This is a genomic window from Asticcacaulis sp. AC460 (assembly GCF_000495795.1).
Taxonomy (GTDB): Bacteria; Pseudomonadota; Alphaproteobacteria; order Caulobacterales; family Caulobacteraceae; genus Asticcacaulis.
The window spans coordinates 305,379-321,631 of sequence record NZ_AWGD01000008.1 but is presented as its reverse complement, the minus strand read 5'-3'; the positions used below and the strand labels follow the sequence as shown (position 1 = coordinate 321,631).

At 63.1% G+C, this 16,253-nt stretch carries 9 protein-coding genes; 6 read left to right on the top strand and 3 right to left on the bottom strand.

Going from position 1 to position 16,253, the window contains the following annotated elements; translation table 11 throughout:
* Window positions 1-2: 2 nt before the first annotated feature.
* Together ABAC460_RS30005 and ABAC460_RS30000 are read right to left on the bottom strand one after the other, a co-directional pair.
* Complete coding sequence (locus tag ABAC460_RS30005) at window positions 3-2,501, bottom strand: beta strand repeat-containing protein (RefSeq protein ID WP_023452309.1); 2,499 nt, start codon at window positions 2,499-2,501, stop codon at window positions 3-5.
* 89 nt (window positions 2,502-2,590) lie between these two features.
* The gene (locus tag ABAC460_RS30000; protein ID WP_023452308.1) at window positions 2,591-4,786 is read right to left on the bottom strand and encodes a calcium-binding protein; all 2,196 of its coding nucleotides are present in this window, start codon (window positions 4,784-4,786) and stop codon (window positions 2,591-2,593) included.
* A 356-nt stretch (window positions 4,787-5,142) separates the two neighbouring features.
* Here ABAC460_RS30000 and kdpF point away from each other — a divergent pair, with 356 nt between their 5' ends.
* From kdpF to ABAC460_RS29965, 6 genes are all read left to right on the top strand, one after another.
* On the top strand, window positions 5,143-5,235 hold the full coding sequence (gene kdpF, locus ABAC460_RS29990) for a K(+)-transporting ATPase subunit F (RefSeq protein ID WP_023452306.1): 93 nt from the start codon (window positions 5,143-5,145) through the stop codon (window positions 5,233-5,235).
* Between the two features lie 10 nt (window positions 5,236-5,245).
* Window positions 5,246-6,958: a potassium-transporting ATPase subunit KdpA gene (kdpA, locus tag ABAC460_RS29985; protein WP_023452305.1), complete on the top strand. Its 1,713-nt coding sequence runs from the start codon at window positions 5,246-5,248 to the stop codon at window positions 6,956-6,958.
* Window positions 6,959-6,961: 3 nt separating this feature from the next.
* Entirely contained in the window at window positions 6,962-9,025 is a 2,064-nt protein-coding gene (gene kdpB, locus ABAC460_RS29980; protein WP_023452304.1) for a potassium-transporting ATPase subunit KdpB, read from the top strand.
* A 310-nt stretch (window positions 9,026-9,335) separates the two neighbouring features.
* Window positions 9,336-9,896 (top strand): potassium-transporting ATPase subunit KdpC, encoded by a 561-nt coding sequence (gene kdpC / locus ABAC460_RS29975; protein WP_235075762.1) that lies wholly within the window; start codon window positions 9,336-9,338, stop codon window positions 9,894-9,896.
* On the top strand, window positions 9,893-12,550 hold the full coding sequence (locus ABAC460_RS29970) for a sensor histidine kinase (RefSeq protein ID WP_023452302.1): 2,658 nt from the start codon (window positions 9,893-9,895) through the stop codon (window positions 12,548-12,550). Before kdpC ends, ABAC460_RS29970 begins: the two co-directional genes overlap by 4 nt.
* 187 nt (window positions 12,551-12,737) lie before the next feature.
* Entirely contained in the window at window positions 12,738-13,412 is a 675-nt protein-coding gene (locus ABAC460_RS29965; protein WP_023452301.1) for a response regulator, read from the top strand.
* Between the two features lie 171 nt (window positions 13,413-13,583).
* Here ABAC460_RS29965 and ABAC460_RS29960 read toward each other — a convergent pair whose 3' ends face one another.
* Window positions 13,584-16,178 (bottom strand): calcium-binding protein, encoded by a 2,595-nt coding sequence (locus ABAC460_RS29960; RefSeq protein ID WP_023452300.1) that lies wholly within the window; start codon window positions 16,176-16,178, stop codon window positions 13,584-13,586.
* Window positions 16,179-16,253: the final 75 nt, after the last annotated feature.

The window sequence follows — 16,253 nt, the reverse complement described above, 5'->3', positions numbered from 1 at the left end:
CCTCACCACACCATGTGGCTGAGCACATCGGCCTGGCCGGCGTTCAAAACCGTCACCACATTGCCGCCGCCCAGGTCGATAACGACGCTGGTACCGGCCTGGCTGACGATGCCGGCACTGGCCACCCCGCCCGTATAGGCGTGGACATTGATCAAGTCGCCTTCGGCACCGCTGAAATCGGTGATCTTATCCTGACGGCTGCCGGTCTGGAACAGGAACACATCCGCGCCCGATCCCCCGGTCAGGGTGTCGAACCCGCCCAGCCCGTTGAGCGTATTGCTTCCGGCATTGCCGATCAGCGTATTGCTGACGCTGTTGCCCGTCGCATCCAGATCGGCCGTGCCGGTCAGTTCCAACACCTCGGCATAGCGCCCGGTCAGACTGTAGCTCACCGAAGCATAGATGGTGTCATAGCCTTCGCCGCTGGCCTCGACCACCTTGTCGCCCGCCGCGTCGACCCAATAGCTGTCGTCACCCAAACTGCCTGTCAAGGTATCATTGCCCTGGGCGCCATTCAGCGCATCGTGGCCGGCGCCACCGTTCAAGGCGTTGTTGCCAGAGTTGCCGCCAATGCGGTTGTTCAGCGCGTTGCCGGTACCGCCGATATTCGCGTCGCCCATCAGGGTGAGGTCCTCGACATCGGCGCTGAGCACATAGGTCGCCGTGCTGAAGACAACATCCGTGCCTTCGCCGGCCGCTTCGATCACCACATCTGCGCCGGCATTGACGATATAGGTGTCGTCGCCCGATCCTCCGGTCACGGTGTCCAGGCCCTCGCCGCCGTTGAACAGGTTGTTGCCGGCATTGCAGGTGATGCTGTTAGCCAGGCTGTTGCCGATCACCGACGCACTGGCCGTCCCGGTCAGGATGACGTTTTCGACCGCCCGCCCGAACAAAGAATAGCTGGCCGACGTGTAGATCAGGTCGATGCCTTCCCCGTGCTGTTCGTCCACCCGGTCTAAGCCATTGTCGACATAGTAGGTGTCGTTACCCTTGCCGCCGGCCATGGTGTCGGCGCCGTCATCGCCGTGGATTTCGTCCCCCGCAACGCCACCGGTGAGCATGTCGGCCCCGTCGCCGCCCTCCAGCCGCACGCTGCCATCGTTGGTATAGGGCACGCCGTAAAAGTCGTAATAGGTGGCGACGCCGATGGTGTCGTTGCCGACGCCGCCGGAGGCCACCACGGCGGGAGACACGGCGCCGCGCGAACCATAGGCATAGATGATGTCATCGCCATCACCGCCGAAGCTGTTGCCCCCGTTCCAGATCAGGTCGTTGCCGTCGCCACCGAAAACCTCATCGAACAGACCGGCGTACAGCGAGTCATTGCCCGCCTCGCCGTAAATCCAGTCCATGCTGCCAAAGATGGCGGTGGGCTCGCGATCGTCGGCCTGGACGACGTCGTCGCCGTCGCCGCCATACAGCAGGTCTTCGCCCTCGTCACCGATGATGGCGTCGAGGCCGGCCTCGCCCCGGACCGTGTCGTTGCCGGCGCCGCCGCGGATGAAGTCGTTACCCCCACCACCCCACAGGCCGTTGTTACCGACATTGCCCTCAATCGAGTTGTTCTCGCCATTGCCGCCGCCATCCAGGTTGGCGGTCCCTGTAAGGGTCAGGTGCTCGAACGTCGCCCCCAGGGTGTAGCTGTAGGCGATAAAGACCCAGTCTTCACCGCCGTCCGGCGCCTCGGTGAAGACATCGCCGGGATTATCGACATAGTAGCGGTCCGCGCCTTCGCCCCCGACCAGCGTATCATTCCCCGCCCCGCCATCCAGCGTATCGTCGCCCACCAACCCGGTCAGCTCATTGTTACCCGAATTCCCGGTCAGGTAATTGTTCCAGCTATTGCCGGTGCCGGTGAAATTCCCCGTCCCGCTCAGGGTCAGGTATTCGACATTGTGGCCCAGCGTATAGCTGAAGGGGGCGATGACCAGATCCGGTTCCGAATTGAGCGTGCTCTCAACAATACTATCGCCCAGGCTGCTCAGCACGAAGGTGTCATAGCCTTTGCCGCCGTCCATGACGTCGTCGCCGGCGCCACCGTTAATGACGTTGTTGCCGAGATTGCCGGTCAGAGTGTCGTTGAAGGCAGACCCCATAATGTCTTCGAACTGAAGCACCAGATCCCAGCCGGAACCGCCCCCTCCCGAGGCCAGGGGCGTCTGGCCGCCGATGTTCACAGTGACCGGCCCCGCCGCGCCGGCATAGCTGATCGTGTCGCGCCCGCTGCCACCCAGCAGGAAGTCGCCGTCCAGACCTCCGACAATCCAGTCACTGCCCGCGCCGCCATCCAGGGTGTCCGCTCCGGCGCCGCCAACGATGGTGTCATTGCCACCGGCGCCGGACAGGCTGTCGCTACCGCCCTCGCCCAAGATCGAATCGGCGCCGGAACCACCGGTATAGGTGTCGGGACCTGAGGTACCGGTATAGCTGGCCTGCAAAACAGCCGCGTCAGCCGGCAAAAGACTGACATCCTTACGCTTTTGGTTCAAACTGGCCATGTTGGCGTCCCTCGTCTCTGATTTTGACTGCACTATGGATTGGGCACCACCTTACCGCAACCCCTTCACCTCTGTTGTGATGAACGCCGTTACCAGACCATGTGACTGAGCACATCGCCCTGGCTGGCGTTGAACACGGTCACCATATTGCCGCTGCCCAGATCGATCACGACATGCGAACCGGCCTGGGTGACCGATCCCGGACTGGCCACACCGCCGGTATAGGCATTGACATTGATCAGGTCGCCGTCCGCAACGCTGAAATCGCTGATGACATCCAGCCCGCTGCCGGTTTCGAACAGGAAGGTATCCAGCCCCGCCTTGCCGGTCAGGATATCCTTGCCGCCACGGCCGTTCAAGATGTCATTGCCGGCCCGGCCATCCAGGCTGTTGTCGCCGCCATCACCCGACAGAACATCATTGTACCCCGACCCGATCAGCCCCTCGATCGCCTGCAACAGATCCGAACCCGCCCCGCCGGTCGCCTGTGAGACCGCCACCACCAGATCGACCGTGACCGCCGCTGTGGCCGTGGAATAGCTCAGGGTATCAAGCCCCAGCCCGCCGTCGATCGAGTCATCGCCGGCACCGGCCTGGATCAGGTCATTGCCAGCCCCGGCGTTGAGCACGTCGTTGCCCGTGCCGCCCGACAGGTTGTCATTGCCGTCATCGCCGCTGATCGTGTCATGGCCCGAACTGCCGGCCACCGTGTCATTGCCGCCGAGGCCTTGCATCAATCCATCCGCGCCGTCCCCCGCCAGGTTGTCCGCAAAATCCGACCCGATGAGGTTCTCGATATCGTCGAGCAAATCATTTCCGCTGCCCCCCGTCGTCTGCGCAGCGACGTTCAGATCGACCGTCACCCCGGCCGTAGCGTCGGCATAGGAGACGGTATCATTACCGAAATGACCGTAGATCGAGTCATTCCCCGCCCCGCCCATCAGGAAGTCGTCGCCGGTCCGCGTGCCGTAAAGCTGATCATTGCCGTCGCCACCGTACAGGGTGTCGCCTTCCGAGATATCCGACTGGGCGACCCAGATCGTGTCATTCCCGGCGCCACCATCGATAAAGTCGTAACCCAGCCCGCCGGTAATGCTGTCGTTGCCGTCACCGCCGGCGATCGAGTCATCCCCCGAACCGGTTTCGATCACATCATCATGGACCGTCCCGACCAGAGTATCGTCGCCGCTGCCGGTATAGATCTTGAAGAACTCGGCATTGCGGATCACGGTGCCGGTCGAGAAGGTCGAGCCGCCACTGGTGTGTGCCTGGGACACATCGACCAGCAGATCGACGCTTTCGCTTTCGTACCACAGCGTGAAACTGTCCTGGCCGGCGCCGGCATCGATCGAATCCGCCCCGCCCCAGATGCTGACGATATCGTCGCCGCCACCGGCATTGATGGTGTCATTGCCGCGCAGCTCGATATTGCTGTCGTCATAGATGGTGTCATTGCCGTCCGCGGCATTGATGAGATCGCCGCCCTCACCGCCCCAGATACTGTCGGCCAGATTGCCGCTGGTGATGGTGTCGTTGCCCGAACCGCCCTGCAGGATGTTGGCGCCCGAGGTATCGTTCAGCAGGTCGTCGCCGTCGCTGCCTTCCAGGCGGTCGTTGCCGGTATTGCCGAACAGGGTGTCATTGCCCCATTCACCGTGCAGAAAATCGTTGTGCGTGCCGCCGCTGATGCTGTCATTGCCCTCGTTGCCGCTCAGCCGGTCCACGCCGCCGCCGCCCGACAGAGTATCATCGCCGGCGCCCCCGGACAGGTAGGTTTCACCCGATCCACCTGCGGCTGAATCGTTGCCGCCGCCACCCAGAAAGGTGTCAGCGCCGGAACCTCCGACAAAGGTGTCATTCCCCAGTCCGGCTTCGACATGGGCCCGCTCGACATTGCGGATGATGGTGCCGTCCGCCAGGGTCACACCGGTCGTCGTCGCCATGGCTGTAACGTCGAACAGGTAGGAATAGGTCGAATAGGTCTGGATATACTCGACGAAGTCGGTGCCGGCGCCACCATCCAGGACGTCGACACCGCCAAGGCTGTTCAACACGTCGTTGCCGTCGCCGCCAATCAGGGTGTCGTTGCCGACGAGTTCCCAATAGCGCTCCCCGACAAGGAAATCATTGCCGCCGGCGCCGTCGAGATAATCGTCACCGCTATTGCCATCGGCCAGGTCGTTGTCGGACGTGCCGGCATAGGTGTCGTTGGCGGTGGTGCCGTAATAGGTCGCCTGGTTGATCCCGGCCGAGAACGCGCTGAAGCGGTTGGACGCTTTGGTCATGATCGTTTCCTCTGTTCTTATTCCCTTGCGGCGAATCTAAACAGGATAGGCGTGCGCGGCTACCGCGAGACCGTCACATGACGGCAATGTCATTCCACCGTGAAGCCATAACCCGCAACGACATCGATTGCACCCCGACCGACCAAGGATCTCCGCGATCACGCCCCTATACGAATTCTATACACCCACCTACCGCATCTATACGCCAGCCATATCCGACAAAGCCTAAACCACCCACCGTTCCCGCTGATCGAACGGAGGGCCCACATGGCCATCGTCTATCTTCTGGCCGGGACAGGCTTTTTCGGCCTGTGCCTGGCCTTCGTCGCCTTTGCCGACAGCCTGAAGGAGGGATCATGACCGCCCTCTATATCGCCGCCGGCATCATCACCCTGGGCCTCGCCGGCTACCTGATCGTCGCCCTGATCAAACCCGAATTATTCCCTTAAGGAGACCGGCATGCTGTTCGGTATCACGCCCGCCAGCTGGCTTCAGCTCGGGCTTTACATGCTTGTGCTCACGGCCCTGGCCGTGCCGCTGGGCCTCTACATGGCGCGCGTCCTGTCGGGCGAGCGCAACCTGCTCACCCCCGTCCTGGCCCCCGTCGAAAGGCTGATCTACGGCGCCTGCAATGTCCGCCCGGACCAGGAGATGACCTGGAAGGACTATGCCACCGCCGTCATCCTATTTTCGCTGGGTGGCTTCCTGCTGCTGTTCGGCCTGCTGCTGGCCCAAGGGTCGATCCCGCCCAACCCGCAGAACCTGCCCGGCCTGACACCGGACCTGGCCTTCAATACGGCGGTCAGCTTCGTCACCAACACCAACTGGCAATCCTATGGCGGCGAAACCACGCTCAGCTATTTCAGCCAGATGGCCGGCCTGACGGTGCAGAACTTCGTCTCCGCCGCTGTCGGCATCGCTGTCCTCGCCGCCCTGATCCGCGGCTTATCGCGCCACGCGACCGACAAACTCGGCAACTTCTGGGTCGATTTGGTCCGCACCAACCTCTACATCCTGCTCCCCCTGGCGCTGATCCTTGCCGTTCTGCTGGCCTCGCAGGGCGTCATCCAGACCCTGGAACCCTACGCCACAGCGAAAACCCTGGAAGGCGCCAACCAAACCCTCGCCCTGGGTCCTGTTGCCTCGCAGGAAGCCATCAAGATGCTGGGCACCAACGGTGGCGGCTTCTTCAACACCAACTCCGCCCATCCCTTCGAAAACCCGACACCGTTCAGCAACTTCATCGAGATGCTGTCCATCCTGATCATCCCGGCCGCCCTGTGCTTCACCTTCGGCCGGATGATCGGCGACAAACGCCAGGGCATCGCCATCTTCGCCGCCATGACCCTGGTCTTCGTTCCCCTGACCGTGGCCTGCATCGGCCTGGAACAGGCGGGTAATCCCCACCTGATCGCCGCCGGCGCCGACCCGTCAGGCGGCAATATGGAAGGCAAGGAAACCCGCTTCGGCATCGCCAATTCCGCCATCTGGGCCGCGGCGACCACCGCCGCCTCCAACGGCGGGGTCAATGCCATGCACGACAGTTTCACGCCTCTGGGCGGCATGATCCCCATGCTGCTGATGAAGTTCGGCGAAGTCATCTACGGCGGCGCCGGCTCCGGCCTCTACGGCATGCTGATCTTCGTCATCCTGACCGTCTTCATCGCCGGACTGATGGTCGGCCGCACGCCGGAATATCTCGGCAAGAAGATCGGCGCCTTTGAAATCAAGATGGCCTCGATCGCCGTCCTGCTGCCCTCGGCCCTGATCCTGACCTGCACCGCGGTCGCCGTCCTGACCGAACCCGGCAAGGCCAATATCTACAATCCGGGTGCCCAGGGATTCTCGGAAGTGCTCTACGCCTTTACCTCGGCGGCCAACAACAACGGCTCGGCCTTTGCCGGCCTGGGCGCCAACAACCCGTTCTACAACAGCCTGCTGGGCCTGTGCATGCTGTTCGGACGCTTCTTCGTCCTGCTGCCGGTCCTGGCCATAGCCGGCTCCCTGGCGGCCAAGAAAACCATCCCCGCCTCTGCCGGCACCCTGCCCACCCACACGCCGCTGTTCGTCGTCGTCCTGGTCGGCATCATCGTCCTGGTCGGCGTCCTGACCTATGCCCCGGCGCTTGCCCTGGGTCCGGTCATCGAACACCTCAACATGATCAAAGGCTGATCCATGTCCTCCAAAGCTCAAACACAAACCGACCTGATGGCGGCCGTCCTCCAGGCCTTCGCACGCCTTGACCCGCGCTATCAGGCCCGCAACCCGGTCATGTTCCTGGTCTGGGTCGGGTCGGTCATCACCACCGTCATCCTGACCGTCATACTGGCCGATCCCGGCTCGGTCATCGGCGGCGGGCAACCCGTGTGGTTCATCGGCCTGATCTGCTTCTGGCTGTGGTTCACGGTCCTGTTCGCCAACTTTGCCGAAGCCATGGCCGAAGGCCGCGGCAAGGCCCAGGCCGACAGCCTGAAAAAGGCCCGCCGCGACGTCCCGGCCAAGAAGCTGGATAAGGCCAAAAACCAAACCGTCGTGGCCGCCAACAGCTTACGCAAGGGCGACATCGTGATCATCGAAGCCGGCGATGTCGTCCCGGCCGACGGCCAGGTCATCGAAGGCGTCGCCAGCGTCGACGAAAGCGCCATCACCGGCGAGTCCGCCCCCGTCATCCGCGAATCCGGCGGCGACCGCGACGCCGTCACCGGCGGCACCCGGGTGCTCAGCGACTGGCTGATCGTCAGGGTCACAGCCGATCCTGGCGAAAGCTTCCTCGACAAGATGATCGGCCTGGTCGAATCCGCCAAACGCCAGAAGACACCCAACGAGATCGCCCTGTCGATCCTGCTGGCCGCCCTGACTTTGGTCTTCCTGATGGCCTGCGCCACCCTCCTGCCCTTCTCGCTGTTCAGCGTCGATCGGGCGGGGTCGGGCACGGTCATCACCATCACCGTGCTGATCGCGCTTCTTGTCTGCCTGATCCCGACCACCATCGGCGGCCTCCTGTCGGCCATCGGCATTTCGGGCATGCAGCGCCTGATCCGCGCCAATGTCATCGCCACCTCGGGCCGTGCCGTCGAAGCCGCCGGCGACGTCAATGTCCTGTTGCTGGATAAGACCGGCACCATCACCTTCGGCAACCGCCAGGCGGTGGAGTTCATCCCCGTGACCACCGTCAGCGCACAACAACTTGCCGAAGCCGCAGAACTCTCGTCGCTCGCCGACGAAACCCCCGAAGGCCGCTCGATCGTCGCCCTGGCGCGCGGCCAGTTCGGTTTGCCCGAACGCAAGGCCGACAGCCTGGTTGCCACCTTCATTCCGTTTTCGGCGGAACAGCGGGTGTCGGGCATCGTCATCAACGAACGCCATATCCTGAAGGGCGCTGCCGACGCCATTGCCGGCCTGATCAACCTGAAGGGCGGGCTCATGCCGCCGGAAGCTCAAAGCGCCGTCGACGACATTGCCCGCAAGGGCGGCACGCCGCTGGTGGTCGCCGAAGGCCCCAAGGTGCTGGGCGTCATCTACCTCAAGGACATCGTCAAGCCCGATATCAAGACGCGCCTGGCCGAACTGCGCCGCATGGGGATCAAGAGCGTGATGATCACCGGCGACAACCCGCTGACCGCCGCGGCCATTGCTTCCGAAGCTGGAGTCGATGACTTCGTCGCCCAGGCCACGCCGGAAACCAAGCTCAAATATATCCGCAAGATGCAGGAGGGCGGCGAGATGGTCGCCATGGTCGGCGACGGCACCAACGACGCCCCCGCCCTGGCCCAGTCCGACGTCGCCGTGGCGATGAACTCGGGCACCCAGGCCGCCAAGGAAGCCGGCAACATGGTCGATCTCGACTCTGATCCGACCAAGCTGATCGAGATCGTCGAGATCGGCAAACAGCTCCTGATGACGCGTGGCGCCCTGACCACCTTCAGCATCGCCAACGACCTGGCCAAGTATTTCGCCATCATCCCGGCGGCGTTTGCGACCACCTATCCGGCCCTGGGCCTGCTGAACATCATGGGCCTGTCCTCGCCACAGAGCGCCATCCTGTCAGCGGTCATCTTCAACGCCGTCATCATCATCGCCCTGATCCCCCTGGCCCTGAAAGGCGTCAAGTACCACGCCCGGCCGGCCTCGAGCCTGCTGACACGCCACGCCCTGATCTACGGCCTGGGCGGGATCGTCACGCCGTTCATCGGTATCAAAATCATCGACCTCGGCCTCACCGCCATCGGCCTCGTTTAGCAAGAAAGGAAGACACCCCACCACCATTTCGCTGCGCGACACTTCGCTTCGCTACGTTTTGCTTCGCTCATGGTCCCCCTCCCCGACAAGCGGGGAGGAATAAAGAAGAAAAGTTCGGGTCAGCTTCATCGGTGTTTCGTTGAAGACGTAGACCGACTCTTTCTTGCTCCTCCCCGCTTCTCGGGGAGGTCGGGTGAGCGCCGCCGAGATATATCTCGGCAAGCGCAAGTCGAGTGAGTGGAGGTCTGAGGCCATAGGCCGATGACCGTAGCGAATGAGATGCGGTGGTGGGGTTTCTTACAACACCATGATCCTCAAACATATCCAACCGACCCTCGTCTCCCTGGCCATCTTCACGGTCCTGTTCGGCGGGATCTACCCCCTCACCACCCTGGCTATCAGCCAGACAGCTTTTCCCAACCAGGCCCAGGGCTCCCTGATCCGCGACGGCAACACCATCATCGGCTCCAAACTGATCGGCCAGAACTTCACCCAGCCGCAGTACCTGTGGGGCCGCCTCTCCGCCACCGCCGAAGCCCCCTACAACGCCGGCTTCTCCTCGGGCTCGAACTACGGCGTCAACAACCCCGCCTTGCTCGAAGCCGCCCATGCCCGCCTGACCGCCCTGAACACCTCGACCAACGTCCCGGTCGACCTGATCACCGCCTCGGGCTCCGGTCTCGATCCACACATCAGCCCGGCCGCCGCCGCGATCCAGGTCACCCGCATCGCGCAAACTCGCGGCATCAGCGAAAGCGCCGTCCGCCTGGCCATCGACAGCTCGACCGAACACCCGACCCTCGGGATTCTCGGCGAAGCCCGCGTCAATGTGCTAGAGGTCAATCTGCGACTCGACGGCAAGCTGAAGTGAACGCCGACCACAGACCCGATCCCGACAAACTCCTCGCCCTCGTCACCACCGACGAGGGCGAAGACGCGCGTGGACACCTGAAGATCTTCTTCGGCGCCTCGGCCGGCGTGGGCAAGACCTACGCCATGCTGAACGAAGCCCGCCGCCTGGCGAAGGACGGCCGCGACGTGGTCATCGGCATCGCCGAACACCACGGCCGGCCGGAAACCCTGGCCCTGATCGACGGCCTCCCCGTCCTTTCCCGCAAAACCATCGACCATCGTGGCGTCCAGGTCACCGAGTTCGACCTCGACTCTGCCCTGGCACGCCGGCCCTCCCTGATCCTGGTCGACGAATATGCCCACACCAACGCCCCTGGCTCACGCCACCCCAAACGCTGGCAGGACATCGAGGAACTGCTCGACAACGGCATCGACGTCTTCACCACACTGAACGTCCAGCATCTCGAAAGCCTCAACGACGTCGTCGCCAAACTGACCGGCGTCTGGGTCAAGGAAACCGTCCCCGACAGCGTCTTCGACGCTGCCGACGATATCGCCCTGATCGACATCCCGCCTGACGAACTGCTGCAACGTCTGGCCGACGGCAAGGTCTATGTTGCCGAGGGCGCCCACCAACGCGCCGCCGACAACTTCTTCAAAAAGACCAATCTCGGCCGCCTGCGCGAAATCGCCCTGCGACGCGCCGCCGAACGGGTCGACGCCCAGAACGACCAGCTCAACGCCGCCATGGGTCAGAACGAAGCCGCCACCGGCGACAAGATCCTGGTCCTGGTCGGCCCCGATCCCTTGTCGTCGCGCCTGATCCGCCACACCAAACGCATGGCCGACCGGACGCGTGCGCCGTGGTTTGCCCTCTATCTGCAAACCGACCGCCACGAAACCCTGTCGCCCAAGGCCCGCCTGCGGGTCGAACACAATCTGCGCCTGGCCGAAAAGCTGGGCGGGCGGGTGGTGCGGCTGAACGCCGGCGGCGCCGCGGCGACCATCCTGACCTATGCCCGCCAAAACGGCTTTACCCGCCTGGTGCTGGGCCACAGCCCGCAACCCTGGTGGCGCCTGGGCCAGCCCTCCCTGTCACAAAAGCTTATCGCCCAGGGCGCCGGACTGGAAATCACCACCCTCAATGCCGACGCCCCGGAAGACAAACCCCAGGAACGTGAACGCCCCGACTGGTCGGTTTTTGTCGCCCGCCCGCGCCACCATGCCATGGCCGCCCTGGTGGTCGCTGTCTGCACCGGCCTGGGCCTGCCCTTCCGCAGCCTGATCGATCCCGACAGCCTGATCATGCTGTACCTCACCGGCGTCGTCGTCGTCGCCGCGCGCTACAGCATCGGCCCGGCCGTCCTGGCCTCCATCCTGTCGGTGGCGGCGTTCAACTGGTTCTTCATCGAGCCCTATTACAGCTTCACCTTCGACAATCTCGGCTACGCCATCACCTTCGCGGTCATGCTGGCAACCTCTCTGATCGTCGGTTCACTGACGGCGCGGCTGTCGCGACATGTCCGCCTGGCGCGCAAGGGCGAGGCCGAAACCCGCCTGCTGTACGACCTGTCACGGCAATTGTCGGCGGCACGCGGCATAGACGCCATGGCCGAGGTTGCCGCCCGCCACCTCGAACCCGCCTTCGACGCCGAGGTCCGGCTGTGGACCGGCGGCCGCCAGATCACCGGCCCGACCGAAGACGATCCGCGCGAACTGGGTGTGCTGCACTGGGTGATGCACAACCACCAGATGGCCGGCCGCCACACCGACACCCTGCCCTCCGCCGCCGGTCTGTACCTGCCTCTGGTGGCGGAAGCCTCCGACATGGGCGTCCTGTCCCTCACCCCGCGCGACCGCAACCGCCAGTTCACCGGCGCCGAGCACCTGGTCTTCGAAACGGTCGCTTCGCTGATCGCCGGCGCCTTCCAACGCGCCCGCCGCAGCGCTGAGGCCGAGACCTCGCGCATCGAAAGCGAGAACGAGAAGCTGCGCAACGTCCTGCTGGCCTCGCTGTCGCACGACCTGAAGACTCCGCTGACCGTGATGAGCGGCGCCGTCTCTTCCCTGCTGAAACTGCGCAAGAAGCTGCCGCGCGAAGCGGTCGACGAACTGACCGCCCTGTGGGGCCACCTGACCCGGCTGCAGAAGTTCGTTTCCAACCTGCTGCGCATGGCGGCCATCACCTCGGGCCAGCTCAAGCTCAACTTCGAACCCTATATGATCCAGGAGATCGCCGGTGCTGCCCTGGCCCGCGTCGAACCGCAAAAAGGCGCCCGCCAGATCCGCACTGTCACTTCAGGTCACATTCCCATGGTCGCCATCGACGGCGGGCTGATTGAACAGGTGCTGATCAACCTGCTGGAAAACGCCTTTGCCCATACTTCCGAAGACGGCATCATCACCCTGAGCTTTGAGACCGATGCCGACCGTGTCCGCGTTAAGGTCTGCGACAACGGTCCTGGCCTGAAACCCGGCGAAGAGGACCTGGTCTTCGATAAGTTCCACACTGACGGCGGCCTGAAATCCGACCGCGGCACGACCGGCACCGGCCTGGGCCTGGCCATCTGCAAGGGCATCATCGAAGCCCATGGCGGGCTGATCTACGCCAAAAACAACCCTCCCGGTGGCGCCAGCTTTATCTTTACCCTTCCGGTGGCTATAGCGAAATGAACTCCAGCTTTCGCGTAAGCGCCGGGGTAGCTCAAATGCTCCACGACCCATAAATTATAAAATCCCTCCCCGTTATACGGGGAGGTGGATCATTTGCTGGAAGCAAATGAGACGGTGGGGGATTTGGCCCGCCCGTGCTTCCGTTACAACCAGCCCACCTACAGCCAAAGTACTCTGAACCACCGCCATGAAGGTCCTGATCATCGAAGACGAAGGCGATATCCGCCGCTACCTCCGCGCCACCCTTACGGCGCAGAACTATGACGTCGTCGAAGCCGCCACAGCGAAAGAAGGCCTGCAACGCCTGACTCTCGACCGCCCTGATGTGGTGATCCTTGATCTCGGCCTGCCGGACCAGGACGGCCAGGACTTTATCCGTTCGGTGCGCGAATGGTCACAGGTCCCGATCGTCGTGCTGTCGGCGCGCGAACAGGAGGCCGACAAGATCGAAGCCCTGGACGGCGGGGCCGACGACTACCTGACCAAACCGTTCGCACCGGGTGAACTGCTGGCGCGGATCAAGGTGGCGCTACGCCACGCCGCGCGCGGGACCGCCACGCCGGAAACCGTCGACCGCAACGGTCTGAAGATCGACCTGGCGGCGCGTCGGGTGTGGCTGGACGGCGAGGACGTCCACCTGACTCCGATCGAATACAAACTGCTGACCACCCTGACCCAGCATTCCGGCAAGGTCCTGACCCACGCCCAGCTTTTAAAAGCCGTCTGGGGCCGCCACTCGACCGAGCAGAACCATTACCTGCGCATCCACACGCAACACCTGCGCGAAAAGCTCAAGGACGACCCGTTAAGCCCCCGCTTTATCCTCACCGAACCGGGCATCGGCTATCGCTTCGCCGACTGATACCAACCAATGATGACTCTGACTCATCGGGATTGGTTCCTTCTCCTCCCCATTTCTTCAATGGGGAGGTGGCGAGCAAGCGAGCCAGGCCGCAGGCCATTGGCGAAGTGCGTCGAGACGGAGGGGGCCTCTTTAGGTCGATGTGTCAACATCATCGTTGGTTGATATGAGTTACCAAACCATCTGGGCAAGCACGTCGGCCTGCACCGCATTCAGCACGACGACCGTATTCCCCCCGCCCAGGTCGATGACCACATCCAGCCCCGACTGGCTGACCAGGCCGGCATTGGCAACGCCCGCCGTATAGGCGCTGACATTGAGGCTGTCGCCCTGCGCCGCACTGAAATCGGTGATGCGATCGGCGCCGCTGTTGGCCGTGAACAGAAAGACATCCGCCCCCAGGCCACCGGTCAGACTATCCTTCGCCCCCATGCCGTTGAGGACATTGTTGCCGCTGTTGCCCGTCAGGACATTGCCCAGACCGTTGCCGGTTCCGTTCAGATCGGCGCTGCCGGTCAGGGTCAGGTTCTCGACCACAGTCCCCCGCAACGACCACGTGATCGACGAAATGATCGTATCACGGCCTTCGCCGGACGTTTCGACAACCTTGTCCCCGGCGTTCTGGACGTAATAGGTGTCGTCGCCCCAGCCACCCGAAAGCGTGTTGTTGCCCGCATTTCCAGTGAGAACATTGTTCAACCCGTTGCCCGCGCCATCGATGTTGGCCGTTCCCGTCAGCAAAAGGTTCTCGACCCCGGCGCCCAGGGCATAGCTCAACGAAGCATCGACGCGATCGATCCCTTCTCCCGACGCTTCAACGATAAGGTCCGAAAGCGTATCGACGACATAGGTATCGTTGCCCAGACCGCCGCTCATCGTGTCCGCACCCGCGGCGCCGTCGATCCGGTTATAGCCGGTATTGCCGGTCATCCTGTTGTTCAGTTCGTTGCCGACGGCATGATACCCGTCCTGGCCCGTCATGATCAGGTTTTCCACAGCCATGCCGGCCAGCGAAAAATACCCGGACGTGAGGACCGTGTCCTCGCCTTCGCCGGCATGCTCGACGACCTCATCGGCGTAGCTGGCGACATAGGTGTCATTACCCGCGCCCCCTTCCAGGGTGTCATTGCCGCCTCCCCCATCCAGGACATCATGGCCACCGCCGCCCTTCAGCACGTTGTCGCCTCGGTTTCCGGTCAGCAGGTTGTCGCCGCCGTTGCCTGTCCCGGAGATGTTGCCGGTACCGGCCAAAATCAGGTTTTCGAGATTGGCGGTCAAAACAAAGCTGACCGAGGCCTCGACCAAATCCGTGCCCTTGCCGGCGGCTTCGTTGATCCGGTCCAGGTCATAATCGACCACGTAGGAATCGTCGCCGTCACCGCCGGTCATGGTATCTCGGCCGGTTCCGCCATCCAGCGAGTCGCTGCCGTTACCGCCGGAAAGGCTGTCGGCATGGTTTCCGCCCCAAAGGGTATCGTTGCCTTCGCCGGCGACCAAACTGTCATAACCGTTGCCACCGTACAGCCAGTCGTCGCCGTTACCGCCGGACAGGGAATCATGGCCCGCCTCGCCGACGGCCCGGTCATCGCCGTCGCCGCCTTTCAGGATGTCGTCCCCCGTCTGTCCCCAGACGACGTCGTCGCCGCCCCGTCCATCGAGGGTGTTGGTCAGCCCGACGCTGAGAAGAACATCATCGAAGGCGGAGCCGATCTGGTTTTCAACCCCCAGAAGGTACAACGGACTGACGCCGGCGGTCGCGTGGATATAGGAAACCGTGTCATTGCCGGCGCCGCCATAGACGACGTCCCTGCCGCTGCTGTCGAACACCAGGTCGTCACCGCCTTCGCCGTCGATAATGTCGAAGCCCTGGCCACCGGTCATGGTGTCATCGCCGTCGCGGCCGTACAGGAAGTCGTCTCCGCCGCCGCCGTCCAGGTGGTTCCCACCGCCGTCGCCACCGATATAATCCTGCCCCGGCGAACCGAGGACATTCTCGACCTCGTAAACCCATCCAAGACCGAAATTATTCTGGTTAAGGTCAATCCCCACAATATAGGTCGCCGTGGCGAAACTGATCGTGTCATCGCCAACCCCGCCGTAAACATCGGCGCGGAAATTTCCGAGTTCGATCAGGTCATCACCGTCGCCGCCGCCCAGATGATCGGGCCCCGAACTGGCATACAACACGTCGTCACCGGCGCCCCCCAACGCATAGTCGGAGCCTTCGCCGGCCGACAGGGTGTCGTTGCCGTCATGGCCGTAGAGCTCATCGTTTCCGTCGCCGCCCTCCAGCCAATTGTCGCCTGCGCTTCCGTTGATATAATCGCGAAAGTCCGAGCCAATGACATTTTCTATGCCTGACGTACTGACGTCGCCCCAGCCGCCATCCAGGATCATGTCGACCGTCGCCGTCGCACCCGCAAAGCTGATGGTGTCGACCCCGGCGCCCCCGTCATAGTGGCTGAACCCCGGCCCGGCAATGAACAGGTCATTGCCACTCTCACCGTAAAGGCGGTTGAAACCTCCGCCAGCAATCAGCACATCATCGCCGGCACCGCCGAAAACCTGATCGTCGCCATCCCCGCCATCCAGCGTATCGTTCCCGGCGCGGCCATGGATTGTGTCGTTCCCCGTGCCTCCCGTCAGACTGTCGTCACCGGCCAGGCCCCAGAGATTGGCTTCGCGCACGCTACCCGGCGTGGGCGCCAGGACGGCCGCCTGGGTCAACGGAATCAGCGCGTCGGTTTTTTTGGAAATTTTGGTCATAGATCACCTCCCCCTTGGCGGCAAAATACCCGCGGGAGAGTTAACCAAACCTCAAGGTTGCAGGCCGTTTCGCGA

Excerpts from the sequence above, each read along its gene's own strand:
- ABAC460_RS30005 (WP_023452309.1), bottom strand. The coding sequence starts at position 2,501 with ATGGCCAGTTTGAACCAAAAGCGTAAGGATGTCAGTCTTTTGCCGGCT.
- ABAC460_RS30000 (WP_023452308.1), bottom strand. The coding sequence starts at position 4,786 with ATGACCAAAGCGTCCAACCGCTTCAGCGCGTTCTCGGCCGGGATCAAC.
- kdpF (WP_023452306.1), top strand. The coding sequence starts at position 5,143 with ATGACCGCCCTCTATATCGCCGCCGGCATCATCACCCTGGGCCTCGCC.
- kdpA (WP_023452305.1), top strand. The coding sequence starts at position 5,246 with ATGCTGTTCGGTATCACGCCCGCCAGCTGGCTTCAGCTCGGGCTTTAC.
- kdpB (WP_023452304.1), top strand. The coding sequence starts at position 6,962 with ATGTCCTCCAAAGCTCAAACACAAACCGACCTGATGGCGGCCGTCCTC.
- ABAC460_RS29965 (WP_023452301.1), top strand. The coding sequence starts at position 12,738 with ATGAAGGTCCTGATCATCGAAGACGAAGGCGATATCCGCCGCTACCTC.
- ABAC460_RS29960 (WP_023452300.1), bottom strand. The coding sequence starts at position 16,178 with ATGACCAAAATTTCCAAAAAAACCGACGCGCTGATTCCGTTGACCCAG.